This is a genomic window from Cysteiniphilum sp. JM-1 (genome assembly GCF_008711525.1).
GTDB lineage: Bacteria > Pseudomonadota > Gammaproteobacteria > Francisellales > Francisellaceae > Caedibacter.
In genome coordinates this window covers 21,869-47,712 of sequence record NZ_VXKS01000001.1, presented here as the reverse complement: position 1 = coordinate 47,712, position 25,844 = coordinate 21,869, and the positions used below count along the sequence as shown (strand labels likewise).

Annotated in this window: 23 protein-coding genes and 1 tRNA gene; 9 read left to right on the top strand and 15 right to left on the bottom strand. The window is 38.7% G+C overall.

Translation table 11 applies throughout. From position 1 onward, the window contains the following. Positions 1-189 precede the first annotated feature (189 nt). The 4 genes from F3D68_RS00160 to F3D68_RS00145 all read left to right on the top strand — a co-directional run bounded on the left by F3D68_RS00160 (position 190) and on the right by F3D68_RS00145 (position 4,992). Positions 190-1,359 carry a hypothetical protein gene (locus F3D68_RS00160; RefSeq protein ID WP_151192538.1) on the top strand — a complete coding sequence of 390 codons (1,170 nt, stop codon included), beginning with the start codon at positions 190-192 and terminating at the stop codon, positions 1,357-1,359. A gap of 97 nt (positions 1,360-1,456) precedes the next feature. Continuing rightward, positions 1,457-2,638 (top strand): glycosyl hydrolase family 18 protein, encoded by a 1,182-nt coding sequence (locus tag F3D68_RS00155; RefSeq protein ID WP_151192537.1) that lies wholly within the window; start codon positions 1,457-1,459, stop codon positions 2,636-2,638. A gap of 232 nt (positions 2,639-2,870) precedes the next feature. Then, the gene (tnpC, locus tag F3D68_RS00150; protein ID WP_151192536.1) at positions 2,871-4,280 is read left to right on the top strand and encodes an IS66 family transposase; all 1,410 of its coding nucleotides are present in this window, start codon (positions 2,871-2,873) and stop codon (positions 4,278-4,280) included. Next, positions 4,255-4,992: a hypothetical protein gene (locus F3D68_RS00145; RefSeq protein ID WP_151192535.1), complete on the top strand. Its 738-nt coding sequence runs from the start codon at positions 4,255-4,257 to the stop codon at positions 4,990-4,992. Before tnpC ends, F3D68_RS00145 begins: the two co-directional genes overlap by 26 nt. 182 nt (positions 4,993-5,174) lie before the next feature. Here the strand turns inward: F3D68_RS00145 and F3D68_RS00140 are convergent, their stop codons facing one another. The 3 genes from F3D68_RS00140 to F3D68_RS00130 are packed head-to-tail and all read right to left on the bottom strand — an operon-like array spanning position 5,175 to position 7,860. Next, on the bottom strand, positions 5,175-6,119 hold the full coding sequence (locus F3D68_RS00140; RefSeq protein ID WP_151192534.1) for a hypothetical protein: 945 nt from the start codon (positions 6,117-6,119) through the stop codon (positions 5,175-5,177). Positions 6,120-6,128: 9 nt separating this feature from the next. After that, positions 6,129-6,809, bottom strand: a complete 681-nt coding sequence (locus F3D68_RS00135) for a response regulator transcription factor (protein ID WP_151192533.1) — start codon at positions 6,807-6,809, stop codon at positions 6,129-6,131. A 58-nt stretch (positions 6,810-6,867) separates the two neighbouring features. Beyond that, positions 6,868-7,860: a sensor histidine kinase gene (locus tag F3D68_RS00130; RefSeq protein WP_151192532.1), complete on the bottom strand. Its 993-nt coding sequence runs from the start codon at positions 7,858-7,860 to the stop codon at positions 6,868-6,870. Positions 7,861-8,097: 237 nt separating this feature from the next. Between F3D68_RS00130 and acnA the strand changes: the two genes are divergently transcribed. The 4 genes from acnA (at position 8,098) to secF (ending at position 14,313) form a co-directional block, all read left to right on the top strand. Further along, positions 8,098-10,788, top strand: coding sequence for an aconitate hydratase AcnA (gene acnA, locus F3D68_RS00125; RefSeq protein WP_151192531.1), 2,691 nt, complete (start codon positions 8,098-8,100; stop codon positions 10,786-10,788). 210 nt (positions 10,789-10,998) lie between these two features. Next, entirely contained in the window at positions 10,999-11,355 is a 357-nt protein-coding gene (gene yajC, locus F3D68_RS00120) for a preprotein translocase subunit YajC (RefSeq protein ID WP_151192530.1), read from the top strand. Positions 11,356-11,403: 48 nt separating this feature from the next. Next, the gene (gene secD / locus F3D68_RS00115) at positions 11,404-13,350 is read left to right on the top strand and encodes a protein translocase subunit SecD (protein WP_151192529.1); all 1,947 of its coding nucleotides are present in this window, start codon (positions 11,404-11,406) and stop codon (positions 13,348-13,350) included. A gap of 9 nt (positions 13,351-13,359) precedes the next feature. After that, positions 13,360-14,313, top strand: a complete 954-nt coding sequence (gene secF / locus F3D68_RS00110; RefSeq protein WP_151192528.1) for a protein translocase subunit SecF — start codon at positions 13,360-13,362, stop codon at positions 14,311-14,313. Positions 14,314-14,367: 54 nt separating this feature from the next. Here secF and F3D68_RS00105 read toward each other — a convergent pair whose 3' ends face one another. From F3D68_RS00105 to F3D68_RS00075, 7 genes are all read right to left on the bottom strand, one after another. Then, positions 14,368-14,859 (bottom strand): DUF523 domain-containing protein, encoded by a 492-nt coding sequence (locus F3D68_RS00105; protein WP_151192527.1) that lies wholly within the window; start codon positions 14,857-14,859, stop codon positions 14,368-14,370. 23 nt (positions 14,860-14,882) lie between these two features. Then, the gene (gene rnr, locus F3D68_RS00100; protein WP_151192526.1) at positions 14,883-17,309 is read right to left on the bottom strand and encodes a ribonuclease R; all 2,427 of its coding nucleotides are present in this window, start codon (positions 17,307-17,309) and stop codon (positions 14,883-14,885) included. Continuing rightward, on the bottom strand, positions 17,287-18,219 hold the full coding sequence (truB, locus tag F3D68_RS00095) for a tRNA pseudouridine(55) synthase TruB (protein ID WP_151192525.1): 933 nt from the start codon (positions 18,217-18,219) through the stop codon (positions 17,287-17,289). The genes rnr and truB overlap by 23 nt, the downstream gene beginning before the upstream one ends. A 2-nt stretch (positions 18,220-18,221) precedes the next feature. Further along, positions 18,222-18,905 carry a ribonuclease III gene (gene rnc, locus F3D68_RS00090; protein WP_151192524.1) on the bottom strand — a complete coding sequence of 228 codons (684 nt, stop codon included), beginning with the start codon at positions 18,903-18,905 and terminating at the stop codon, positions 18,222-18,224. 3 nt (positions 18,906-18,908) lie between these two features. Next, positions 18,909-19,742, bottom strand: coding sequence for a signal peptidase I (lepB, locus tag F3D68_RS00085; RefSeq protein WP_151192523.1), 834 nt, complete (start codon positions 19,740-19,742; stop codon positions 18,909-18,911). A gap of 186 nt (positions 19,743-19,928) precedes the next feature. Beyond that, the gene (gene vapC / locus F3D68_RS00080; RefSeq protein WP_117003881.1) at positions 19,929-20,339 is read right to left on the bottom strand and encodes a type II toxin-antitoxin system tRNA(fMet)-specific endonuclease VapC; all 411 of its coding nucleotides are present in this window, start codon (positions 20,337-20,339) and stop codon (positions 19,929-19,931) included. Further along, positions 20,336-20,563, bottom strand: coding sequence for an antitoxin (locus F3D68_RS00075; RefSeq protein WP_151192522.1), 228 nt, complete (start codon positions 20,561-20,563; stop codon positions 20,336-20,338). The genes vapC and F3D68_RS00075 overlap by 4 nt, the downstream gene beginning before the upstream one ends. Before the next feature lie 173 nt (positions 20,564-20,736). Here F3D68_RS00075 and F3D68_RS00070 point away from each other — a divergent pair. Next, positions 20,737-20,812 (top strand) — tRNA-Glu (locus tag F3D68_RS00070). 45 nt (positions 20,813-20,857) lie between these two features. On the opposite strand, the gene iglJ is transcribed toward F3D68_RS00070, so the two are convergent. From iglJ to tssB, 5 genes are all read right to left on the bottom strand, one after another. Further along, a complete protein-coding gene (gene iglJ, locus F3D68_RS00065) occupies positions 20,858-21,646 on the bottom strand; it encodes a type VI secretion system baseplate protein IglJ (RefSeq protein WP_151192521.1) in 789 nt (262 codons plus the stop codon). A 9-nt stretch (positions 21,647-21,655) separates the two neighbouring features. After that, positions 21,656-22,831, bottom strand: coding sequence for a type VI secretion system baseplate subunit TssK (gene tssK / locus F3D68_RS00060; protein ID WP_151192520.1), 1,176 nt, complete (start codon positions 22,829-22,831; stop codon positions 21,656-21,658). A gap of 33 nt (positions 22,832-22,864) precedes the next feature. After that, positions 22,865-23,533, bottom strand: coding sequence for a type VI secretion system tube protein IglC (gene iglC, locus F3D68_RS00055; RefSeq protein WP_151192519.1), 669 nt, complete (start codon positions 23,531-23,533; stop codon positions 22,865-22,867). 73 nt (positions 23,534-23,606) lie between these two features. Next, positions 23,607-25,157 (bottom strand): type VI secretion system contractile sheath large subunit, encoded by a 1,551-nt coding sequence (gene tssC / locus F3D68_RS00050; RefSeq protein ID WP_151192518.1) that lies wholly within the window; start codon positions 25,155-25,157, stop codon positions 23,607-23,609. Between the two features lie 12 nt (positions 25,158-25,169). Continuing rightward, positions 25,170-25,739, bottom strand: a complete 570-nt coding sequence (tssB, locus tag F3D68_RS00045; protein ID WP_151192517.1) for a type VI secretion system contractile sheath small subunit — start codon at positions 25,737-25,739, stop codon at positions 25,170-25,172. Between the last annotated feature and the right edge of the window lie 105 nt (positions 25,740-25,844).

Sequence of the window (25,844 nt, the reverse complement as noted above, 5' to 3'; positions counted from 1 at the left end):
TTTCTGTGTATTTTGAGACCTGCTGAGCAGTTAAAATTTTGTGAAATAATTTTATTGATATTATCACGCTCAACACTCCCGACTTTTCGCTAATTTAAAGGAAGGTACATTCTAATTTACTAGAGTAGAGGAGTGTGAAAAATGAACAATGAACAATGAAAAAAATAAATATTAAAAGGAAATGTTAAGATGTCTATAAGAAAAATAATTGCTGTTTCAGTGCTATGTTTAACAGGTTCTGTTGCTATGTCAGCACCCACTGAAGCTAATTTCTATTGTTATATAGGTGGAGAGCTGAAGTCCACAACGAAAATAAAATTGGAAAGTCCTCGATACTATTCGACTGGTTACCTTGGTACTAGCTTCTATATACTGAGTAATAAAGATAAGTTGATTGCTGATGAGCTTTTTTTATCGTGTACTCGTCTAGCTAATCTCGATAAATTACATGACAGTCACAAAGCTATATCGCATGATGAGCTTGAAAAAGGTCAAGGTGATCGAGCGGTAGAGCTTAGGATGGGTGAGAAAGATTATGTGACTTTCAAGGCGCAATATGGTCTACCTATTGGGCATATGAATGATGATGAAAGCTCGGCAATTAGGGATTATTATGATGCTGCTTTACCTGGAAGTGTTTCCAGTATGTTGTATTCGTATTTTATTGAAAATGCTACAAAAATTAACGCTAGGAAAAATGCTGGATTGGGAGATGCTGTTGTATATAAATGGAAAAATTATCTAAACGGTATTGCACTTTTTAACAGAAGTACTACAACATCAAAATGCCCAACCGATATTAGATCGCATTTGAATGTGTTGCAAAAGCAAGGAAACGGTCAAGCTGAATTTCCAGTTGGTAACCAAATAATAAAAATTCTGCCCAGTGATGTATTCTTTGATTCTTCTATTGAAGATCATGAAAATTATGGCAAGCTTGTCGAGGAAAAATATAAAGCATCCCTGAAAGAGGAAATAACCTATACTGTGTTGATGCCATTTTATACTTTTGGTCATGTTTCATTATCAGTACTTAATATTCATCATGGTAAGCTCACTTTTCAAGTTATTGATTCGTTGGTAAGTCAAGCCAAAGATAAGGAGATAGCAGTAAAAATGGAAGATATTATTAATGGCTTTAAGGATAAGTTTGGAGATGAACATGTAACAGGCTTGGAGATAAAGCATATGGGGATTCAATTACCTTTCCAAACAGACTGTACTCGTTATGTGATTGCATGGGCAGCAGCTATGGCAGCAGGTGTGGACTTAGATAAGCTTAATGGTACCGATTATGAGAAGATTATTAATGAGATGCTGACTAAGCAGGGTCAAAGTAAGAGCTTATATCTTATTTAAAAGCAAATTAAGGCTAATTTTCTGTGTGTAGTTGGGGCTAACACCTTGACTGACCCTATAAATGATAAAAAACAAATAAAAACAGATTGAGTTGATCATGAACATTAAAAATAATTTTATAAAATTGCTCTATAGTACTTTGACTTTTTGTTTTAGCTCAGCACTATATGCAAATACAGAGCTGTATCAACCTGATAAAAGCTATACAAAAGGCTGTCAAGTCATTCATAACGGTAAAATATATAAGGCAAAATGGTGGGCAAATTCAGGGGATATTCCAGATACAGTAGTTAATAATGCATGGGACACTCCATGGGAATTGGTTCAAGTAAATGATAAGCCAGTCAACTCAAATATGGTGATAGATAACAAAGAAAACCAGCTGTATCAAAAAATAAAGAAAGAAATTAAACCTTTGCATTTTGGATATTTAGATGCAACAGCTACTCTCAGCGCGAGCAAAATACAAATGGCTAAGGTGTATAGTGATGGATACAGTGCACTTATTATTGGTTTTGCAAAAATAGATGGTGTAAATATTAATTATTATCCAGGGGCAGAAGAGATATCTAAGATAAAGGCAAAAGAAGCAAAAGTAATAGGGATGCCGGTTTTCATAAGTGTGGGAGGTGCTGAAAATACATTTTCACCAGGGGTGCTAGATGAGTTTCAAATAAAGCAGTTAGCTCAGAACATCGTGAATTTTTTGCGCAATCAACAGTATGACGGCATAGATTTTGATTTAGAAATTAAGACCGATCCTTGGTTTTTGAGCAAACTGCTTGGTGAAATAAAGAGCTTGGACGATGATATAATACTAACTGCTGCGCCTCAATTTTTTGATAATGGTCTTGTGACTACAGGCGCAAATCATGATTATGATATTGCGATTAAAAATGGGTATTTTGATTATCTTTTGGTACAAGCTTACAATACGGAAAATAATGATTTTAATGGCGGAGTAAGGGGTGCTAAGTATATTTCATCTTTGTTTTATAAGATAGCTGCAGAAGTTCCTCAGAAAACAAAAATAGCTATAGGAGAGCCTGCTAATGCTGTTAGTGCTGGCGATGCAACAATTTTTCACCCCAAGCCAGAGATAACTCTTGCCGCTATAGATGTGAGCGGAGATATCAAAAAGGAAATTGAGTTAATCAAAGCCCATCCACAATACGGTGGTGTAATGATATGGTCTTTAAATACTGATTATGCAGCAAACTTATATGGAGATAATCTGGTCCATCAACCTGCAGAAATCATTAAGAAATTAGCAAAATGAAGCCAGAAATAAATATGACATATAATGACTAAGATTAGCAATTCTGTTAAGGAATTATGATTTCTCATCAAATTTAATATTTTTTTGCAATAAAATTTAACAAATTAGAGGTACAAGAATAATGAAAAATTTGTAACTACCCAGCAGGTTAGATTTTGATAAACAGTAATTTTTGGCAATTTTTCCAGATTTGATGTTTTCATTTGCAAATAAATATGGCGTAATTTGATCGATGGATATGAAACTAGAAAAAATGATTCAAGAGCTATTGGCTAGAATCGACACGCTTGAGCGTGAAAATGCTCGATTAAAAGAGGAAATTGAGCAACTTAAGAAGCGGCTTTCTAGGAATAGTCGCAACAGCTCAAAGCCGCCTTCAAGCGATGGTTTGTCACGTCCTAACAAAAATAACAGTGTCAGCGAAAAAGGTAAACTTAAGCCCAAGGCTACCAAGAAGCAATCAGGTGGTCAAAAAGGTCATAATGGTAACAATCTTGGGCAAGCTAAACCGGATGAAGTCGTGACTAAATCTGTAACGAGTTGCGATCATTGCCAGAGCGATTTAAGTGATATAAAAGCACAAGGTCATGTAAGACGCCAGTTGCATGATCTACCTGAAATGCCAAAGCTTAAGGTGATTGAATATTGTCATGAGAAAAAGTGCTGTCCGAACTGTCAGAAATATACGACCGCAAGTTTTCCAGAAGGCATTAATGCGCCAGTGCAGTATGGCAATAACCTAAAAAGCTATGCGACGTATTTGCAAAATCAACACTTTATTCCTGAGCAACGCATTCAGCAGTTGTTAGAAGATTTATTTGGTGTTAGTGTGGCAAAAGCCAGTATTGCAGAGTTTAGTCAAACATGTGCTGATCAATTGATTGAATTCGAGCAAATGGTTCTTGATCAGCTTAAAAATGCTCCAGTTAAACATTTAGATGAAACTGGTTATCGCATATGCTCAAAAACCCAATGGTTACATGTTTGCTCAAATGCTGACTATACTTATTATCACGTGAGTCCTAAGCGTAAATCTCTACTCTCTGGTCTAACAGGTATCGTGGTTCATGATCATTGGAAATCCTATTTTACCCTTGAAGGTATAAGTCATGCATTATGCAATGCCCATCATTTGCGTGAGTTAAGATCTTTAGCTGAAGATGGCGAGATTTGGGCAAAACGTATGATGAGATTACTGAGGAAAAGCTGTCATTTGGTGAATATATCTGATCAATCAGTACTATTGCCTAATAAGCAAGTTTTAATCAGCAAAATTTATGATCGGATTGTGGCGGATGGTCTTAAATACCATGAAATTTTGATGCCTTTAGCAAGTGTTGGTAAACGAGGAAGGAAAAAACGACGAACAGGTCATAACTTATTGTTACGATTGCGTGATTACAAGAATGACGTGCTTAGATTCATCTATGATTCAGAAGTGCCTTTTACTAATAACCAGGCTGAGAATGACTTGCGTATGATGAAGGTAAAACAAAAGGTATCAGGCTGCTTTCGTAGTGAAACTGGCGCTCAAAAGTTTGTGCGTATTCGCACATTATTATCAACTGCACGCAAACAGGGTTGGAAGATTATTGATACCATTGCGGATGTCTTTAATGGCAAAGTTCCACAGTTCAATTAACAAGCTGCTGGGTAGTTACAAAAATTTTATATTTAAAGTGACATCAGGAATGCTTATATTGAGTAACTTGACTTATGCAAACAATCATTATGTGAGCTTTGACAATAAAACGGATTATGATACGTTGCTTGTTGCAATGAGAGAAGCCTATACAGGCAATAATCCTGTACAAAACCAAGAGCATTTATATGTTTATAATGCAGATACACATGTAGCCTTTAAGTTTGATGACAGAGTGTATTATAAATGGATTGGATTTTTAAACCAAGGTGGGAATTGGCAGAACGCAGAAGATTACACTTTTTCTGATATCCCTGAATTTCATTATAGCCATATGCCTGGCAATGCAGCTAAGTACACTGCCTTTACTGTTATGGATGCGTTTATGACAAAACGCAACGATTATTTTAACAAAAATCACTCAATTAATGGAAAGGAAGTTAATAATAGAGCTCGAGCGATAGCGTTGATGGCTGAGGCGGTTAGATTTGATGCAGTTGATCGCGCATTACATAATCTTGGGAGTGATGGTGAGTGGCAGTACTCATGGAAAACACTTGCAAATAATTGGGAAAACATAACTAACAAACAATTTACTATACCTGTAACAATTCCTCACGTATGTCAATTCATGAAACAATCTACGGATAAAGATAATTTCAAAAGTTATATCAATGGTTACCTTGGAAAAGATCAGTGTATAGACATATAGGCGTAACAAAACTCAGTCAGCCATCAAACCAAATAGTAACGCATGTATCAAAATTTGGCATGATTCAAACCTAACTGCTTCAAGAACCTCACCCTTCTTTTAAACTCTTAGTTGTCAAACTATACTTATGTGCATAAACACAAGAAATGATCAGCTTAGGAGGGGGGGAGGTTTACTTGTATTTAGAAAAGTGCCAAAAGCACATTAGCAAGTAATGTATTATAGATAACAACCAGATAAAAAGTAAAGCTTGCAAAGATAAGGATATCACGCTTGCCAATATGTCTGGACAAATCAATTGTCAACATCAAGTAAGTCACAACGGATGCGATAAAGAAGTATTCATAGTAAGCACTGATTAGTAGTATTATAAGCAGTGCCAAATGGGGCTTAATCGAAAGTTTGGGATAAATCACAAAATACATAATTATGCAACTAATCAGGTAAGCCAAGGCTTGAATCCATTCCCGTGGTGATAGGGTTGTGATGCATATTGAGAGCAATGTAATAATGATTAAGATTACTGTATAGCTTAAAAAAATGATTGATGCCTTACGATTGGCTAAAAGCAAATAAGCCATCACAGTGATGGGTCGAGATTTCTTATGTTGCCACTTGCTAGAGAGTAAATTGACAGTTAGGACAATCGCTAAGGCAGGAACAGCTATATATAAGATAAAAATATGCATATCGATGTACAAAAATAAAAGATCACAGACAACGAAATAAATAACAAAAAATAGTGCGTAAGCTGTGCGCTGAAGTGTATTAATCATCACAAGTGGCAAAGCAAAAACCAACCCACCGTTAAAGAGCATGGCAAGATATAAAACACTATGATGTGGGAAATAATCATAAATAACAGCGTAAAATAGCATTGAAATAATCCCAGCAAAAAGCATAATGTTTTGCATCATTTGGGTGTTTTGGCGCATAAATCCATAAGTACTAGGCAGAAGAATGATCCAAGGTAGTGCAAATAAAATGCCTTCAGTACGATTAAAAAAATCATCTAGTTGTAAGGTGATCGCATATTTGTCATCAATGAGACTCAAGTTGATAAAGTAAACAGAAATTAAGAGTAGGTAGATTAAGAAATAATGGTGAAATAGTCGTCTATCCTTCATCTTAGTATCCTAGTGATTCAGGGCAAAACCAATTGAATGAACGGTTTCAATCATCTCTTTGCCAAGAACTTTTCTCAGCTGTGAAATATGTACATCAATACGCCGATCAAAACTATCAAAAGGTTCGTCATAACATTTTTTATGAATAAGCTTCTTCTCAACAACACCACTGTGTTGCAAAAGCATTAATAGTATTTGTGTTTTGACTTTTTTAATATAAACCTTTTCACCATTTTTATGTTCAAGTAAAAATTGTTCAGGGTAAAAACGCCAGTCCGCTAAATCATATGTGCTCAGCGTTTCAGGTACTTGATCAATCTTGCACATCTGATTGTAACGGCGAATATTTGCACTAATGCGCGCTTCAAGCTCCTCTAGTGAAAAAGGCTTTGTGACATAATCATCCGCACCAATGTTTAATGAATAAGACTTTTGCGTGGTGTCGCTAATCGCTGAAATCATAATAATTGGCATATCATAGACTTGGCGTATTTTCTGGCAAAGTTGAATGCCATTGTCGCTACCCAGATTGATATCAAGTAACAGGCAATCAAAGGATGTTTCCTCAACGGTAGCTAATGCGTCAATGGCGGTTGATTTTATGACGACTTCGTAATTCATCCGCTCAAGATAGCGCACAATCATTTGTGCTAATGAGTCATCATCTTCAACAATTAAGATACGTTCCATCTGTGATTAATCCATGTTATTGCGATGTTCTAATTTATAGTGGAGTTTGAGAAATATTTCAAATGGATTTGAGTTCAAAATGAAAGCTTTTTCCGTCGTCAGTTGGTGTAAATTGCAGTTTACTTTGGTGCTCAGCCAGTATTTTAGCTACTGAATATAGCCCGATACCATGTCCGTTTTTTGAGTGATGCCAAAAAAGTTGTTTCATTTTGTTGAGATCTAAATTTTTCTGTATGACGCCGTCATCCGATATGGTAATACGAACTTGTTGCTCGGCTGCCTCAACCGATAAGTGTATATTGGTATTAGCGTATTCAATAGCATTGTTTAGAAGATTATAGAGCACGCGCTTTAGTTTAAAAGGTTTGATCATGACATAGGTTTTTTGATTGATATTAAGCGCTAAATGTAAATTGACTTTTTTATTGTCTTGTATAAGCATATGCTGATAATCAATAAATAATTGTTCGATAAAACCTCCTATTTCAATGGGCTCTTTTTGCTCAGTCAGGAGTTGATTTTCTTTGAGTTTCGCTAATGAGTGTCCTGTGATCACTTTTATCTCGTTGATATCTTCTTTGACAGCCTTATACGCAGCGTTGTAATCAAGCTCAAGTTTAAATGATAGCCGTGTGTAAGGTGTTCGTAAGTCATGCAGCATCGTTAGCATATCGCTTTTTTGACGCCTTAATACATCTTCAACCAATTGGTTTAACTTAAGATGTTGTTTGAAAAAATAACCCTGTTTGAGCGTCGTTTCATAATCGCTATAACCTAAAATCACTTTACGTGTTTCACGGATAAATCGCGTAATTTTGAAGTAAATGTAGTAAGCAACCACAAAGATAAGAAATAAGCTTAAAATTGCTAAGGTAATACTTGCGTAGATGTAATAGTACTCGGCAAGATCAAGTGTAGCTGTTCTGTCTTTTTGCTCTGCTAGGTGCTGACTAAGGCGAAACAGCATGATGATTGTAATACATGATACGAGGTACTCAGGCTTTAGTACTTTCTTAAGTAGTTTATGGTGCTGTTTATTGGTTGTTTGCATGATGTTTATCACCTAAATCAATCATTATGAAATTTGAATTAGATTTAAATATAGTTGAATCTAGGTGTTTATGTAGTAAGGCTATAAGAATAATATGGAATTGCTCTGATTTATCAGGTGCTCATGGTTGCTGTATCAAGCTTGCATCACGCTGTACAAAAGCAGCTAATTGGGCTAATATGAGCGCCGAAATAAGCCTCAATAGACAGAAAAAACAGTAAAGAAGGAGCTATCCTCATGACGGATTTAAAACGTTCAACAAAGGTTTTGATTGACGCCAAAGGTCAACAATATACCGCCTATAGCTTGCAAAAATTAGCAGCTGAAACCGGCAAAGATATTACGCGTTTGCCGTATTCTATTCGTGTATTGGTTGAGAACCAATTGCGCAATATTGATGACTACAAAGTTAAAGTGTCTGATGTTGAAAATGTACTTAATTGGGATGCTAAAGCTCAGGTGCGCCCTGAGATTCCACACATGCCAGCACGTGTGGTAATGCAAGATTTTACTGGTGTTCCTGCGGTTGTTGATTTGGCTGCTATGCGCCAAGCGATTAAAGATGCCGGAGGCAATCCACAAAAAATTAATCCATTGGTTGATACAGCAATGGTTATTGATCACTCGGTACAAGTAGATTATTACGGTACGAAAGACGCACTTGAGAAAAACGTTGCCAAAGAATTTGAGCGCAATGGTGAGCGCTACTCATTGTTAAAGTGGGGGCAAAAAGCATTTGATGATTTTGTGGTTGTGCCACCGGGCATGGGGATTATTCATCAAGTCAACTTGGAGTATTTAGCAAAAGGCATTTTGGTTAAAGATCAAAATGGTGAAAAAGTTGCTTACCCTGATACGCTTGTCGGTACAGATTCACACACAACAATGATTAATGGTGTTGGTGTGATGGGCTGGGGTGTTGGCGGTATTGAGGCTGAAGCTGTTATGCTTGGTCAGCCGTATTATATGGTATTACCAGATGTTATCGGTGTGAAGTTAACAGGTAAATTACGTGAAGGTGTGACTGCGACTGATTTGGTATTAACAATTACTGAGCTCCTTCGTAAGCATGGTGTGGTTGGTAAGTTTGTTGAATACTTTGGTGAGGGCTTAAAACATTTGTCCCTTCCAGATCGTGCAACTATTGCCAACATGGCGCCAGAGTATGGTGCGACAATGGGCTTTTTCCCAGTGGATGATGTAACTTTAGCCTTCTTTAAAAACAGTAACCGCGGTGAATATGCTGAATTAGCAAAGAAAGTTTATGAAGAGCAATATTTATTCCGTCACAACCCAGCAGAAGAGCCAGAGTATACGGCAGTAATTGAGCTTGATATGTCAACGGTAGATTCGACATTAGCAGGTCCTAAACGTCCACAAGATCGCGTTTCAATGCGTGATTTGAAAGCTGACTTCAAAAAATGTTTAACAAATGAAACAGGTTTGCATGGCTTTGGGCTGACAGAAGAACAGACCAAAACGGCAGTTAAAATTGAAGGCATGGACTGTGAATTAAAGCATGGTGATGTGGCAATTGCTGCGATTACGTCATGTACAAACACATCTAACCCATCGGTGTTATTAGGTGCGGGCTTATTAGCGAAAAAGGCTGTTGAAAAAGGTTTGACCGTTAAGCCATATGTCAAAACATCACTAGCCCCTGGTTCACAAGTGGTTACCCAATACCTTGAAAAATCAGGCTTATTAAAGTATTTAGAACAACTGAAGTTTGATGTTGTGGGTTATGGTTGTACAACGTGTATTGGTAATTCAGGTCCATTGGATCAACCGATTGTTGATGCGATCAACAAAGGTGATTTAGTCGTTGCATCGGTTGGCTCAGGAAACCGCAACTTTGAAGGGCGTATTAACCCTGATGTTAAAGCAAATTACTTAGCATCTCCTATCCATGTGGTGGCGTATGCGATTGTCGGAACGGTTGATTTTGATCCAGAGCATGACCCAATTGGTAAAGATCAGCATGGGCATGATGTTTATCTAAAAGATATTTGGCCAAGCACACATGATATCGCAGAATTACAATCGCGTGTGATCAACAATGAGATGTTCGAGAAGTCTTATGCAACGGTTTTAGATGGCACAAAAGACTGGCAGAAACTATCAGCACCTACGGGTGAGTTGTACAAGTTTGATGAGAAATCAACGTATATTCAATGCCCTAATTTCTTTGAAAATTTTGCCGATTCAGGCAAAGGCTCTTTAGATATCGTTGGTGCGCGCACATTATTGATGCTAGGTGACTCAGTAACAACAGATCATATCTCTCCAGCGGGCTCTATTCCAGAGGAATATCCGGCAGGACAATATTTGAAAGCGCATGGCGTTGAGAAAAAAGACTTTAACTCATATGGCTCACGTCGTGGTAACCATGAAGTGATGATGCGTGGTACGTTTGCTAATATTCGTATTCGCAATTTATTAGCACCTGGCACAGAAGGCGGGGTTACCAAATACCATCCAGATGGTTCAATTGAATATGTGTTTGATGCGGCGATGAAATATAAAGCATCAAATACCCCATTAGTTGTATTGGCAGGTAAAGAATATGGTACAGGTTCATCACGTGACTGGGCAGCTAAAGGAACTTTCCTATTAGGTGTTAAAGCTGTGATTGCTGAGAGTTATGAGCGTATCCACCGTTCAAACTTGGTTGGTATGGGTGTGTTACCTTTACAGTATGTTAATGGTCAAACGGTCAAAACGCTTGGCTTAGATGGTACAGAAACATTCAATATCAAAGGCTTGGATAATGTGAAGCCACGTGCGAACGTTATCGTTGAAGCTGTGCACTCCAATGGTCACAAAACAATCTTTGAAGCATTGGCGCGTCTAGATGCTGATGTCGATGTTGATTATTTGAAAAATGGTGGCATTTTGCAGACCGTTTTGAAAAATATGATGTCATAAATTGCGTGTATAGGGGGCGATTTGTGAATCGTCCCTACGTATCCATATGCGACTGCTCCTAGATGAATATTTTTCATATAGGGATTTGCAGCAGACAACAGTTGTCAAAATACCACCTGTCATGTACATTATCCCAGATTTTTAAATAGTATATCGCTCGATAATTATTTTACGTGCGGTGTGATAATATACCTCAACAGGAGAGAAATAATGAATAAGTTATTAGTAGCACTATCATCGCTATTGTTGTTAAGCTCAAACGCTTTTGCTGAAGGCGCTGCAGCTGGGGGCTCAGCAATGAGCTCAATTCTAATGTTGGTGGCGTTTTTTGCCATTTTTTATTTCTTACTTATTCGTCCACAAATGAAGCGTAATAAAGAACAGCGCAAGATGATCTCTGAACTGGCTAGAGGTGATGAGGTCATGACAAATGGTGGCATTATCGGCAAGATCGCTAAGATTGGTGAGAACTATACTGAGATTGAAATTGCTGAAAACGTTATTATTAAAGTACAAAAAAGCGCGGTTTCTGGTGTTTTACCAAAAGGTGCTGTTAAAACCAATTAATTTTGACTACATTGCTATACAGTCAACTCAAACTAAGGTATTAGGATTATGCTTCATCCCAGACAAAAAGCTGCGGTTAATAAGTATCCTTTGTGGAAATATATTACTATTCTGGTAATTGCGATTTTGTCGATTATCTATGCGTTGCCCAATTTATTTGGTGAAACGCCGTCATTACAAATCTCTCCCAAAGATGGTACGGTGAACTCAGCCCTTGTGACGCAAATTAAAGACACATTAAATGAGCAAAAGATCGCGTATAAATCATTGCATCAAGAATCAAATACAGTGGTTCAAGTGAGATTCGCCGATGCGCAGGATCAAATTGCAGCACGTACGGCTTTGCAGAAAACGATTGGTAGCGATTATATTGTCGCACTTAATATGGCAGCAAATACACCTAATTGGTTGTTGGCGTTAGGTGCTGAGCCGATGAATTTGGGACTTGATTTGCGCGGTGGGATGTACTTAGTGCTTGAGGCTGATACGCAATCAGCGATTAATGCACGTTTAGATAATACCTTAGAGAGTTTGGCGCAAGGCGTTAAAAAATTGGGTGTAACACCTGAGTCACAACTAAAAGCATCGCAAAAACCTGAAATCACGAAAGCATTGCCAGTGCCTGCAACTTATAGCAGTATTGGCTATGTGGCATTAACTTTCGCCAATAAAGCGGATCTGGATAAAGCAATTGCTTTTATTAAAACAGATTACTCTAAGACGCAAAACAATCAGTTAGTTTATAGTGCGTTGAAAGATAAAACATTGTTGGTTACTTTCAATGCGCAATTATTAACACAAATCAAGCAAGAAGCTATCTCGCAAGTGGTGACGGTAATGCGTAATCGTATTAACGCACTAGGTGTTGCCGAAGCTTCTGTTGCTGCTTCTGGTGACTCACGTGTAATTATTGAGCTGCCTGGTTTGCAAGATGCAGCACGCGCTAAGCAAATCTTAGGCGGCACATCAACGGCAAGTTTTTATATTGTGACACCTGTTACCGATCGTTTGAAAGTTGAAGAGCAAGGCATTAAGGTGTACCCATTAACTTCAAATGGTCAGACATATTACTATCAATTAAATGGTAATTCGGTTGTCAGTGGTAGTGCGATTGTTAATGCCTCTCCTGGCGTGGATCATCAAAGTGGTCAACCGATCGTTGCCGTACAGTTAAGCTCAGATGCAGCTGGTCATTTTAGAGAGGTTACTGGCAAACATGTCGGTGACTTGATGGGGGTGATGCTTGTTAACACAACCTATAAAAAAGAAATGGTTGACGGTAAAGAAGTCAATAAGATTGAAAAGACTGAAAAGCTTGTTAATGCGGCAACGATTCAAACCGTATTAGGGGCTAATTTCCAAATTACGGGTCTTGATCAACGTGAAGCCAATAACTTAGCGTTAATGATTCGTTCAGGTGCATTGCAGGTGCCTGTACATATCGCACAAGAGCAACAAATTGGTCCAACGCTTGGTAAGCAAAATATCGAGCAAGGGATGTTATCTATTGTTGTCGCATTGATTCTTGTCGTGCTATTTATGGCAATTTATTATCACCTGTTTGGTATGATTGCCAACGTCGCACTCATCCTAAACTTAGTATTAATCGTTGCAATTATGTCAATTATTCCAGGTGCTACACTGACATTGCCTGGTATTGCCGGTATTGTGTTGAACTTGGGGATGTCAATTGATGGCAATGTCTTGGTGTTTGAGCGGATACGTGAAGAGCTGAGAAATGGCATGCCGGTGCAAAGTGCGATCTCGGCAGGCTATGAGCGCGCATTTGGTACGATTGTCGATTCAAACGTCACAACCTTGATTGTGGCAATTATCCTCTTTGCGATTGGTACAGGTGCTGTTAAAGGCTTTGCGGTGACATTGATTATCGGTATTCTGACATCAATGTTTACGGCGGTAACTGTCTCGCGGGCGATTACGAACCTTGTATATGGCTCACGTCGCAATCTTAAAAAATTATCAATCGGAATATAGGGGTGTCGCATGGAGTTTTTTAAACGTAAAACCAATATCGACTTTATGGGAATCCGTAAATGGACCGCGATTGTTTCGATTGTATTAATTGGTTTATCTGTTATATTTTTAGCTGTTCGCGGCTTAAATATGGGCTTGGATTTCACTGGTGGTTATCAGATCCAAGTCAATTATAATAAAGCGCCATCAACCCAAGAGGTGGCAAAAGTATTGGCGCGTGATGGCTTTCCTACCGCGCAAGTGACGACTTTTGGCTCAAGCGATAGCTTGATGATTAAGCTGCCGATTCAAAAAAATGAAAACAATCAGGCAGTGATTAATCAAGATGGTCAATCAGCGCAACAATTACTTAAAGTGAAAATTGAGAAAAGTTTAGGCTCTGACGCACAAGTCACTAGCTTAAACTATATTGGCCCACAAGTGGGTAAAGAGCTCGCAACCAATGGTTTATTGGCATTATTAGTAGCGATGATCTGTATCGTTGGCTATATCGCTTTTCGTTTTGAGATGAAGTTTGCGATAAGTGCGGGTATTGCGCTTATTCATGACCCGATTATTATTCTCGGTGTTTTTGCGGCATTCCAGTTAGAGTTTACCTTAACAACATTGGCTGCAGTACTAGCTGTAATTGGTTACTCATTGAATGATACGGTAGTGATTTATGACCGTGTGCGTGAAAACTTCCGTAAGATGCGTAAGGCATCAGTGATTGAGGTGGTTAACCGCTCAGTTAATGATACTTTATCGCGTACGATTATGACCTCAGGGTTAACACTTCTGGTGGTTGTTGTCCTTTATTTCTTCGGTGGTCCGTCATTGCATGAGTTCTCATTAGCTCTTATCTTAGGTGTGATCGTTGGTACCTATTCATCAATCTATGTTGCCGGCGTATTAGCGGTATTGTTTGGCTTAAAGCGCGAATCACTATTGCCGCCACAACGCTTGGATGATGATCGTCCTTAGTTTTAGTCAAGGTGATAATACTCAGGAATAGTCTTTTTTAAATTTACTCAAATGTTACTTCTCAATTTCCTTTAGGAATAGATCAGCTTCGTCAATTTGACTTTCATTGAAAATGCGTACTCCATTACATGTTAGCAATTCTGCAGTGATGCCCGAGCCATCAATTATTTTACCACTAAAGCTACCATCATAAATGCTTAAATTGCCACATGAAGGACTATTCTTCTTGAGTATTGCTAACTTAATATTATGAGCTATTGCAAGCTCAAGGGTTTTTTGAGCTCCAAGGATAAATTGCTTTGATATATCAGATCCATCTTTTCCAATAACTTGAGCTTTCCCATGAATGACATCAGTCAAGTTGCCGCCAACTATTTCAGCAGGTATTCGAGGAATAGGCAGTCCTCCAGATACTTCTGGGCAAATTGATATTATCCTACCTTCTTTTTGCCATTTTTTTAAAGTTAAGTGCTCAGAGAAACAGTTATTGCCATCGTAGCGGACATTGTGACCAAGCAAACAAGCGCTAATAAGTATTTTTTGCATGAGTCACGAGGCTCCTTTGAGAGTTATTCAGTTTGTGAGGATTTTGCATTTGATTTCTTGCGCGTGCGCTTAGCATTACTGGATTTTTTCTTTTTGCTTTTTGGCGGTTTGCTATCAACTAATTTTGTGGGTTCAACGGTACTGTTACGCGTAGGCTTTTTGCGTGTGCGCTTTTGTGTTGATGATGATTTTAGGCTTGAGGATTTAATACGCGCGCGACGGCGTTTTGGTGTGCTGCCTGCTGCAAGCTCTTGATGACTGCGACCTTTGCCATTCACTGTTAATTCAAAATCAATCTGCATCTCATCTAAATTAACACGTACAAGTTGTACTTGAACTTTTTGTCCAATGCCAAAGGTTTTCTTCGTATGCTGACCGATTAAACGATGCTGCACTTCATCAAACACATAGTAATCACCATGCATTGACGAGATATGTACTAACCCTTCAATATAATTTTCAATGAGCTCAACATACATCCCAAAGCCAGTAACATGGACAATTTTAGCATCAAATAGCTCACCAATACGATTGTGTAAGAAATGGCATTTTAACCATTTCTCAACATCACTAGAAGCTGAGTCGGCATTACGCTCTTGACTTGAAGCATGGGCGCAAAGCTCATCTAATTGACTGTGGGTGTAGTGATAAGCACCAAGTGTTTTCTCACCAAGAATCGATTTGATTGCGCGATGCGTTAATAGATCAGGATAGCGACGAATCGGTGAAGTAAAGTGACTATAGGCCGGATAGGCTAAGCCAAAGTGCCCATCATTATCTGGTGTGTAAAATGCCTGATTCATGCTTTTTAGTGTCATCAGTTGAATATTGGCAAAGTCATCGCGATCTTTGACAGAGCTTAGCATCTGACTGTAATCAGCAGGAGTGGCACCTGATTTGCTCGGTTTAAAGGTAATGCCAAGGGAGTGCAAATAAGCTTTCAAATCATCGACTTTGCCACTAGGTGGTGCACCATGTACACGAAAAGGGGCATGTGCTTTGTTTTTCTCAATAAAGCGCGCTGTGGCAACATTTGCCAACAGCATGCATTCTTCAATAAGCTTATGTGCATCATTGCGCTGACGTGGAATAATCGCTGAGATATGCTGATGCTCATTTAAAATAATCTGTGATTCAACCGTATCAAAATCAATTGCTCCGCGTTGTTTACGTGCCTCGGCTAAGACTTTATAAAGATCATATAAATCAAATAAATGAGGAATAAGCTCAGGCTGCTCGTAATAGATGTTATTGTCTTTATTGTTTAAAAGCTTGGATACTTCGGTATAGGTTAAGCGCGCTTTAGAATTAATAACGCCTGAGTAAAACTTGTAGCGTGACAGCTTGGCGTTAGCACTGATATTCATCTCGCAGATTAATGCTAAGCGATCTACTTTTGGCTTTAATGAACATAACTCATTGGAAAGCTGCTCAGGCAGCATCGGGATCACGTAACCTGGGAAATACACAGATGTTGACCTGGCTTGTGCTTCTTTATCAAGGCTTGAGTCTGGGCGAACATAATACGAAACATCAGCAATCGCAACATAAAGTTTCCAACCACCCGTTGAGCTTTTACGTGCGTAAACAGCATCATCAAAATCTTTGGCATCCTCACCATCAATCGTGACAAATGGTAAATCACGTAGATCTGTGCGTGGCGATATTTCAGTATCGAGCACTTGAGACGGAAGTTTGCGCACTAGACGCGCGGTTTTGTTGCTCCAGTCCTCGATTAGATTATGCTTTTTGCTGGCAACTGAAATTGCCGTGAGAATCGGTGATTGCTCTTCAATAATTTCAACAAATTGTGCGACCGCTGAGCAAACCATTGAGGGGAAGATAACTAGTTTTGCTTTGATCAGCGTATCAGGCTCAAGCTCTTCTGACGGGGGTAAAAGTGCGATATATTTCGGCATGGTTTTGCTAATCGGTTGGATAAAATGGCTATCCAACTGTTGGCTATAGCGCCCAGTGATTTCAATGGTGTTGCGCTCAATAATACTATCAATGCGCGCTTCTAATCTATCTTTGCGATTAAGTCCCAAGATCATCGCACAGACTTTGTCACCGTTAAAGATTAAACGTGCTTGATGTTGTGGTAAAAATGCGCTGTGCATTCTATCTTCGGTAGTAATAATCGCAGTGCCATCGTTTTCAATGCGTACATAGCCGGTAATGATACGACGTTTTTGTTTTAACGGTCTAAAATATTGACCATCTTGTTCAATTTGTTCATCGCGTACCATCGCACCCAAGCGATTCGCAAGGGCATCGAGTTGTCTGCTGCGCTTTAGTCCCAAATTATCAGCAATTTTCTCAAAAACAGTTGGCTGCTTAAGGTCTTTTAAGTAGGTTAAAATGACCTCTCTACTTGGAATAGGGTCATCATATTTTTGTGCTTCTAAATCCTTGTTCGGATCGTTATCAATCGTGTATTTCTTGCTCATTCTCGATGATGCCTTGTAAAAAAAGTTGTTTTTTCACAAGCTCGCCATCATTAAAGTGACCAAGTGCGACAAATCGATCTTGATCATAAATACGGGCGCTGCCGGTGAAATTATTGGTTAGTTGCATCTTTCCTTTCAGATAAAATAAGTCCACTTTGTCACTAGGTATAGTAAAAATAGGTGTATCTGTAAATGCATATTCTGGATTAAATAGCTTTTCATGGCATGAATCCAGTGTGAGTGTCTGCAGCGTCTCAAGCGATAATGCATCATCCATCGTCAATAATCCGCATGCGGTTCGTGTTAATTTGATTAAATGTCCAGCGCAATTTAGCGCTTTGGCAATATCCATACCCAGCGTGCGAATATAGGTCCCCTTGGAGCAGCGCACCTCAATGTCAATGGTGTGCTTTTCAGGATTGTAGTCAATCAATTCAAGCGTGTAAATGTTGATATTACGCGCCTTGCGCTCGATTTCAATGCCTTGACGTGCTAATTCATACAAGGGCTTTCCTTGGTGCTTTAGTGCTGAATACATTGGTGGGATCTGACTTATCTGACCACGGAATGTCTCCAATGCGTTATGGATGTTTTGAAGGTTGATTTCAGGGACTTGGTGCTGTTCAATAATATTACCTTCAGCGTCACCACTATCAGTGCTGATACCTAACTGAATCGTTGCTTGATAAGCCTTGTCGGCATCTAAAAGATATTGTGATATACGTGTTGCTTGACCAAAGCAAATGGGTAACACGCCCGTTGCCATAGGATCAAGGCTGCCTGTGTGTCCGGCTTTTTGTGCATTAAAAAGGCGCTTAACACGTTGTAGTGCGTGATTGGAGGATAAGCCTTGTGGTTTATCAATCACGATAATGCCATTTAAGGCAATTCCTTTGCGTTTACGTGCCATAGTTATTTATCTTGTACTTTAATTGCTTTTAATGCTTCTTTGGCAGCGTTATGTTCTGCTTGCTTACGCGATTTGCCTTTGCCGCGATAGCTGTGCTCAAGCGATCCCAGCGAAACTTCGACTGTAAAGGTTTGATCATGATCCAACCCCTCAGTGGCAATGATTGAATAAATTGGATGCGTTTGAATCTCGGCCTGTAAATACTCTTGTAAGCGTGATTTGGGATCTTTGGTATGCTCTTCAACATTAAGTGTTGCTAAGACATCCTTAAACCAATGCAAAATACGCTCTTTAACAACAAGCATGTCACTATCAAGATAAATTGCACCAATCATTGCCTCAAAAGCATCTTCTAACAAGCGTGCGCGTTTATGTCCGCCGGATTTAAGCTCGCCAACCCCAAAAGACATATACTCACCTAAGTCAAAATGCTTTGCCATGTCAGTCAGTGTTTTACCACGCACCAAATACATGCGAAGGAGCGATAAACTGCCTTCATCTTCATGTGGAAACTTCTGATAAAGCGCTTCGGCGATTACAAACCCAAGAATGGAATCGCCCAAGAACTCTAAACGCTCATTATGTTGTTTTTGTTTACTGCGATGCGTGAGCGCTTGAATGATAAGCGCTTCATTGTTGAAGTGGTAGCCAATGCTACGATATAAAGAAGTGTAATCAATGGTCATTATCTATAATACTCGTCCTATTTCGCTCCAACGTACAGAGCTGTTTAAACTATTCCAACTAAACCAGACAAAGCTTGCTTTACCAACAAGGTCTTTATCAGGAACAAAGCCCCAATAGCGGCTATCTTCACTGTTGTCGCGATTATCACCCATCACGAAATACATGCCTTTAGGGACAACAAGGTTGGTGAAGTTAGCTGATGGGGCGTTCGCCATATCATCAATTTGATGCGCAACTTTACCCAGATGCTCGGTGCAAATAGTGTTTGGACCATTGCCGTTATAGCTATTAACTTGATTATCTAGGCAGTTGGTATACTCAATGGCTTTGCCATTGACTGTAAGCTTTTTGTCTTTGTAAGAGATAACATCGCCAGGCACGCCAATAACGCGCTTAATAAAATCAACGCCTGGATTAACAGGGAAGTGAAATACAGCAATATCGCCGCGCTCAGGCTTGCCTGTTTCAATCCAGACATTGTTGGTAATTGGGTTTCTAATGCCATAAGCCGTTTTGTTCACCAAAATAAAGTTACCAACGGGTAACGTTGGTGTCATTGAAGCTGATGGGATTAAAAAGTTGCCGATTAAAAAACCACGTAAGATAAAAACGATCAAGAACACACTAAACAATGAGCGCGCATAATCAGCCAATAAAGGCGCTTTTAGCGCTTTGTTTTTTTGAATAAACTTACGACGTTCTTTTTTCTTCATGCCCTGGAGTTCATCCATAACTGGTGCCAAACGTTTTGGTTCAAACTTAAATTTGTCAATGGCTGCAATAATACCTGAGGCAATTGTCAGTACCAGTAGCCAAAAGCTAAAATCAATATTCATAGGTTTTTATATCCTTTGTGCAATATACCGGCATTATTATACGGATTAGCCCAAAAATCGCTATGCTTTTATTGCTAAAGTCATTTCTATCGCTGATTGGAAGCTTTAGAATGTGCTTTTGTCGCAGGAGATGGCGGCAGACCAAGTTCTGTGCCTGAGAAATTGATTCAATGTGTTATGAGATAACTATTGCTTTGCAACCCAATCAATGACAGTAAGACCGTCTACTTTTTTAAATTCTTTAGTATTATTTGTTATTAGTGGGATATTTAGAGATTTTGCATGGGCAGCGATAAGTAAATCATTGGCACCAATCAGATTACCTGTTGCTTCAAGCGATGATCTAATAAGTCCATACTCATTAGCCGCATCTTGATCAAATTCAACGATAGAAAGCGGGGCAATAAAACCTGCTAGTGCTGATATATTCTGATCGACTCTTTTGCTTTTATAGGCGCCGTATACCAACTCTGAATAAACGATAGATGAGATAGCGATTTCATTAAATTTATATTGCTTAAATCTGTCAAGTACCATAGGTGGCTTTTCATTAATAATAAAAATACAAATGTTAGTATCTAACATAAGTTTAATCATCTTATGTCCTCTCTGTTTTGTAATGGTAAATCAATGCGTTTTTCAACCATAAAATGATCAAACTCATCTAAACACTTAAAAACTTGCTCCCATGATTGCGGAATTTCTCGAACAATAAGGGAGTTACCAATTTTATTAATATCTACTTTATTGGATTCCAACTTTAGCGATTTGGGTATTCTAATGGCTTGGCTATTACCGTTTTTAAAAACTGTCGAGATCATTTGTGTTACTCCGTTAGTGGTGATATATATTTTGTAGTATATACTATTGTGGGTGGATGTGTTTGAAAATTAATAAAAATATTTTTCTATAGTGCTTGACAGTAAACACAAAGCTCACTAGAATGCGCTGAAGTTTTCGGCAGTACGCTAAAAATCAGTGAAAGTTTCCTAGTGTCCCCATCGTCTAGAGGCCTAGGACACCGCCCTTTCACGGCGGTAACAGGGGTTCGAATCCCCTTGGGGACGCCATAATTTAAAAGGTCGCGTAAGCGGCCTTTTTTGTTTTTATGGATTTTAGAGTTGTGTGCGGAAAATTGAGTTAAGCGTATCTTGACCACAGGCAATCGGTAAAAAGGACTTATGATCAATTTCATTGAGTTTAATGGTTAAATCAATTGTGACGAGATGTTGCATTTTTTGGAAATACGGATTGTTGCTAATTATTTTTTGAATGCTTTCGATAATATGCTGATTAAATCGTGGGACGCTAATGACCATCTTAAGGAATGCTTTGGTTGTGCTTTTAAGTCCTTGTAAATAGCAGGCATTTAAGTAACTGGTTTGATTAATATAGTAGGGTTTTAATGGTTGCAGACATTGATTGGATTGCACACTGAAGCTTACACAATATTCTGATAATTCATATTGTAAACTGGTGACAAGTGTAGCGACTGACAAGCTATTGGTATCATGCTCGTAATAAAGCGCCTGACCATTTTGGTAGCTACTGTCATAAATCTGATTAAACTCAGGATATAGCCCATAAAAATAATGATGAAGGAGCAAAGACGTCCCTTGATTAAGGGTGTTGATAATCTGCATTTGATCATTTTTATCTGCGAGACTGTAGTAATGTTGAAGACCCGAAAAAATAGTGAGTTTAGAGAGATTAATCATCACAAAAATATCATGATCACTAGCATAAACATCTTCAATCAGGTGATTGCTCGGTGTGATCGAGAAATTTGCTACAAAACAGACATGTTGCGCGCTGATATTATAGTAGTGGATTAATTCAAGTAGCTCGGCAATATTAACAGAGCGTTTGAGCCTGTGATAGCGATCAATAAATGCCTTAATCATAATCGATTATTAACGGTAGTAGATAAAAAATTGATAGGTCTCATTTTTAGTATTGGCTTGAAAAATGAGGTTTTTTTCGCTTAGGATATAATCCCACTCTTGCCCTGGTGATAGGCGATAGGTTTTATACAGCAATGGGTTATTTAACTGATGTATTCCGCTATCTGGCATGTATTCTAATTGCACACCTGATAGTGACATTTGATTGATATGTTTATTGCGTGAAATTGCTGAGAGCTTAATGAATTTTGGATTAAGGTCAATGCTTTCAACGCTAGGCTTCTTAACGACCAAAAAGAATTGTTTTGCGGCAAGGAAGTCACTTGCTAAGTGCGAGGCGGTGAAGTATTCCCCCTCAAGTTTTAGCTCAATAAATTGCTGCTTAATAGGTTTGTTTAAGAATGCCTCAAGTGTGTTAAATAAACTTTGAAAGCATTTGTGTGGGGCGTAAAACTCAAAAGGCATGTGGAGGGTGTTTTTCTGGAAGACTTGATGCTCGTCAGGTAGTAAAAAACACAGCTCTTTTAAAAGGGTATATAACTCAAAGGGGTGGTAATGGATCGCGCGTTGCGTAATTGATTGTAGTTTATCCTCAAGTTTAAACAGCATTAAGCCTAATAATGGATATAAATGCGACTTGTGCTGATAATGTTGGATAAGGTGTTTAAGTGAAATAAGAATCTTTTCTAACCGATGCAAAGTCGGCAAGAAAGTTGTGCTATTGCAACTTAAAAGTGGCGGTGTGAACTCAGAGAGTTGCCAACCGTCACTGCTAAGGTGCAGCTCGCAAACTTTGATGCTATGCACGGCACTTGGGTCACTTGCAAATGACAAGTGAAAACAAGGGCGCAAAGTTGGGATATCAGCGATATGCGTTTGATGTGTAACATTCACAAAAATAGATGCTTTAGTATCATCATGATCCGTTAGCGAAAGATGTAAGGCATTATGTTGTGACGAAAGTTCAAAGAATAAACGGGTTTGCGTATATAGTGCGAGCTCATCAATCTTGAGCTCGCCCACACTAAGAAGCTTGGTATCAAGTTTTAAGCTAAGTATGCCATACTGCATTTGATAGGGTAATTGTAGCGCTTGCGCGACATATTGATGCCCCAGCATATCTTGCGTGATGAAATATTTAGCACTTAATAATGCGCCATCTTGCCAATGAACTTTTGCTGCCATATTTTACCTTTTTAATTGTTTTTAGGCGGTATATTAACCAGCTGAAGAAGCTGCTTCATCAATACTTAATAAGCCGTATTGACCTTTTTCAGTGCTCTCACCATGAACAACATCTAATGCTGCCTTAGAAAAATTAGCTTTATCAACCATAACCCCGGAAATCGTTAGGATATAGTAGTCAGCTGCTGCAGTTGAACCACCGAGGAAGCCGTATTGTTGGAAATCGATATTAAATGCCGAATTATCAACAGGAACTAATACAAGCTCAGAAAGATCAGTAATTACGTCCCATTTCTCATCATTTTTGTACTCTTGAGAAGCATTGGTTTTACCAAACTTGATCGAAGTATCTTTGGCTTCAGATTTCTTAACAGAAGAAATAAGCCCTTCTAGTGTAGTTTTCATTTTTGGACTGATTGGTAAGCCAATAGTCACTTCAAGACTTGCTTTCATTTGTGGACCTGATAAATGAAACTCAATCAGATTACAAGCAGCCGTTGGACTTGTGACATCATTTAAGTTTTGACCGCCATCGATGGCAAATAAAAACTTGCCCATGTCTTGTCCTAAGATTGTTAATGAGTCAAACCAGACACGCGCTTTAGAGTGACTTCCTGCAAAGTCAGCTTCGCCAAGCTTAAAGCTCAGTGGTTTGGCATCTAAGACAACGGATCTTGCTACTTTAGGTTCGATACTTGCCATTTTAAAACTCCTTGTTTATTAGTGGTTAGTGGTTGGGAAATGGATATGTAGTAAACGATGTTTAATAATGTAATTATTCACCTTCGCCTTCAGCTTCGGCTGTGGCAAAAAGACCTGGGTCAAGACGTGTATCAATCTTCAAGGTTGTATCCATGCCTTCAAATTGAATATGTGGTAATACCGTGATATTACACTTATACCAGCCTGCCTTGCCTGGAATTTGGGTTACCTGAATATCAGCGGCTCTAAATGGGTATTTCGCCATTTCAAGTGCAGTTGGCTGGAAAACTGTTGTAACATAGCGACCAAGCCACTTGGATAATTGCTCTTGAATGATTTCAGTACTGGTGACACTACCGATTTTATCGCGGATAACACATTTAATATAATGTGCAATGCGTGAAATACATAAAGTATAGGAAAGGTTGGCCACAAGTTGTGAGTTCATTGAATCAAAGTTATCGACAAATTCTTCAACACGTTTGATTGAATTAACACTAAAGAAGCAGGCATTTGCTGTGCCTTTCTCCTCAATAATAGGGATAACGCCAATGTTTGCTAATGACAGCTCCATATAATCAGGCAGTGAAATGTTCAAAGCCGAACGTTGTTCATCAAAGCCGCGAATGTTATAAACCGGTGCAATAAGCTCTTTGATGTAGCCACCGTTTTCAGGACCGCGAATGTACTGGAACCAGCCACTTTCAGCAAAAGAGCGCATGACATTTTTGGTAAACAGCAATGATGAGCTACCCCAGAGATAGGTGTCATTTGATTCGTAATTATTAACCTGCTCAACAAAGTTATTCATGCGGCTATCGGCAACGGGACTGTTTACCGGATGATATGGTTGACGTAATATAAAGTCACCTAGGCATAAGCCAACGTAAGCTGCCTGATCTGTTTTGCGAAAGGCATTCCAGTCGCGATAGCGTGGGTGCTCAAGCAAGGTTTCAAAGCTTTTGATTTGTTTGAGTTCAGCGATATCATCAACCCCAAAAAATTGCGGGTTAATCGCAGAGATAAACGGCGCGTGTGCACTCTCAGCAACCATCCCCATCCCTGTTAACCAAGTGATATCATCCATGCTGTTTTTGAAATCATATAGCCCCATCAATAAACCATATGGCTCACCACCGTATTGGTCATACTCAGAAACATAGACTTTCTTAAATAGTTCACTGCTTGAGATATCATACAGATTGCGTTCAAAGTCGTATTGTAGCTCTTCCTTAGTAACATCAAGTATTGCAACATCGATGTTATCATAATCATGCTGCATGACTTCTTTAAGTTGTAACCATTGATTCTCTATATAGCGAAACTCAGGGTGCAATAAGATGCTATTGACTTGCTCTTCGATGATCTGGTTGATGCGCTCAATCGCACGCTGAACATAGATTTTATTGTAATTGACGATATCATCATTATTTGCCAAGACCAGTGCAAGAGCTGCAATATTTCTCGAGTAATAATCATCAGCAATATTGGCAACGGCATTGATGTCTTCTTTAATGTTGGCATTTATTTTTTCAATACTGGTACTTTGCTCTTCTTGTGAGCCGCCAAACATTGAAAAAATACTTGCCAAGGCGTTTTGTTCTACAGTGCTTGTTTCAGACATTCTATGTTCTCCTTAACCGTTTTGCTGTGGATTTTCTTCGCCAGAGACAACTTCACCTTCAATCGCGCCATCATCAGTTTTGGCAAGATTATAGTGATCTAAATTGGGGATCTCTTTTTTCAAAGATTCAAGTGTTTGCTTATCTGAAAAAATACCGTCAATGGTTTTTTTCAACGTGCGATTGTTATCAATGTCTTTTTCAAAGGAAGACAGCATTTCTTTTAATTGGAGAAGTGCATTCAATTCAGGGACTTTTTTGGCAATGCGATCAGGCTGAAAATCTGCCATTGATGTGAATTTATAATTGATATCAATCATTGGTGATTTCGCAGGATTGATGCTATTGGGAACACGCATATTTGCAGTGATTTCCATATCTTTAAGTGTGGCGTCAAGCCCGTTTTTAATCACACGGACATCTCGATCTTCAAATGGCAGCTTGGCATCTTTTGATTTGCCTTTGGATAAATCGCCCATCACGAGAACGCGATATGGAAGTTCTTTTTTCTTTGCCTCGCCTTTAACGCGAGTGTCGTATTGAATCATCAATCTTGATTTTGGAAGCTTCTTATTTACAGCCATGTTATCCGTTCCTTTTTAATGCTCTTATGGTTGATTATATGCTGAGAATATTTCCTATCAGCACTCGGATTTTTACTAGAAATTCAATTTTCTGGTTAGTTATTT

What these genes read in the sequence shown, in the direction of transcription:
- F3D68_RS00160 (WP_151192538.1), top strand. Translation starts at nt 190, where the DNA reads ATGTCTATAAGAAAAATAATTGCTGTTTCAGTGCTATGTTTAACAGGT.
- F3D68_RS00155 (WP_151192537.1), top strand. Translation starts at nt 1,457, where the DNA reads ATGAACATTAAAAATAATTTTATAAAATTGCTCTATAGTACTTTGACT.
- tnpC (WP_151192536.1), top strand. Translation starts at nt 2,871, where the DNA reads ATGGATATGAAACTAGAAAAAATGATTCAAGAGCTATTGGCTAGAATC.
- F3D68_RS00145 (WP_151192535.1), top strand. Translation starts at nt 4,255, where the DNA reads ATGGCAAAGTTCCACAGTTCAATTAACAAGCTGCTGGGTAGTTACAAA.
- F3D68_RS00140 (WP_151192534.1), bottom strand. Translation starts at nt 6,119, where the DNA reads ATGAAGGATAGACGACTATTTCACCATTATTTCTTAATCTACCTACTC.
- F3D68_RS00135 (WP_151192533.1), bottom strand. Translation starts at nt 6,809, where the DNA reads ATGGAACGTATCTTAATTGTTGAAGATGATGACTCATTAGCACAAATG.
- F3D68_RS00130 (WP_151192532.1), bottom strand. Translation starts at nt 7,860, where the DNA reads ATGCAAACAACCAATAAACAGCACCATAAACTACTTAAGAAAGTACTA.
- acnA (WP_151192531.1), top strand. Translation starts at nt 8,098, where the DNA reads ATGACGGATTTAAAACGTTCAACAAAGGTTTTGATTGACGCCAAAGGT.
- yajC (WP_151192530.1), top strand. Translation starts at nt 10,999, where the DNA reads ATGAATAAGTTATTAGTAGCACTATCATCGCTATTGTTGTTAAGCTCA.
- secD (WP_151192529.1), top strand. Translation starts at nt 11,404, where the DNA reads ATGCTTCATCCCAGACAAAAAGCTGCGGTTAATAAGTATCCTTTGTGG.
- secF (WP_151192528.1), top strand. Translation starts at nt 13,360, where the DNA reads ATGGAGTTTTTTAAACGTAAAACCAATATCGACTTTATGGGAATCCGT.
- F3D68_RS00105 (WP_151192527.1), bottom strand. Translation starts at nt 14,859, where the DNA reads ATGCAAAAAATACTTATTAGCGCTTGTTTGCTTGGTCACAATGTCCGC.
- rnr (WP_151192526.1), bottom strand. Translation starts at nt 17,309, where the DNA reads ATGAGCAAGAAATACACGATTGATAACGATCCGAACAAGGATTTAGAA.
- truB (WP_151192525.1), bottom strand. Translation starts at nt 18,219, where the DNA reads ATGGCACGTAAACGCAAAGGAATTGCCTTAAATGGCATTATCGTGATT.
- rnc (WP_151192524.1), bottom strand. Translation starts at nt 18,905, where the DNA reads ATGACCATTGATTACACTTCTTTATATCGTAGCATTGGCTACCACTTC.
- lepB (WP_151192523.1), bottom strand. Translation starts at nt 19,742, where the DNA reads ATGAATATTGATTTTAGCTTTTGGCTACTGGTACTGACAATTGCCTCA.
- vapC (WP_117003881.1), bottom strand. Translation starts at nt 20,339, where the DNA reads ATGATTAAACTTATGTTAGATACTAACATTTGTATTTTTATTATTAAT.
- F3D68_RS00075 (WP_151192522.1), bottom strand. Translation starts at nt 20,563, where the DNA reads ATGATCTCGACAGTTTTTAAAAACGGTAATAGCCAAGCCATTAGAATA.
- iglJ (WP_151192521.1), bottom strand. Translation starts at nt 21,646, where the DNA reads ATGATTAAGGCATTTATTGATCGCTATCACAGGCTCAAACGCTCTGTT.
- tssK (WP_151192520.1), bottom strand. Translation starts at nt 22,831, where the DNA reads ATGGCAGCAAAAGTTCATTGGCAAGATGGCGCATTATTAAGTGCTAAA.
- iglC (WP_151192519.1), bottom strand. Translation starts at nt 23,533, where the DNA reads ATGGCAAGTATCGAACCTAAAGTAGCAAGATCCGTTGTCTTAGATGCC.
- tssC (WP_151192518.1), bottom strand. Translation starts at nt 25,157, where the DNA reads ATGTCTGAAACAAGCACTGTAGAACAAAACGCCTTGGCAAGTATTTTT.
- tssB (WP_151192517.1), bottom strand. Translation starts at nt 25,739, where the DNA reads ATGGCTGTAAATAAGAAGCTTCCAAAATCAAGATTGATGATTCAATAC.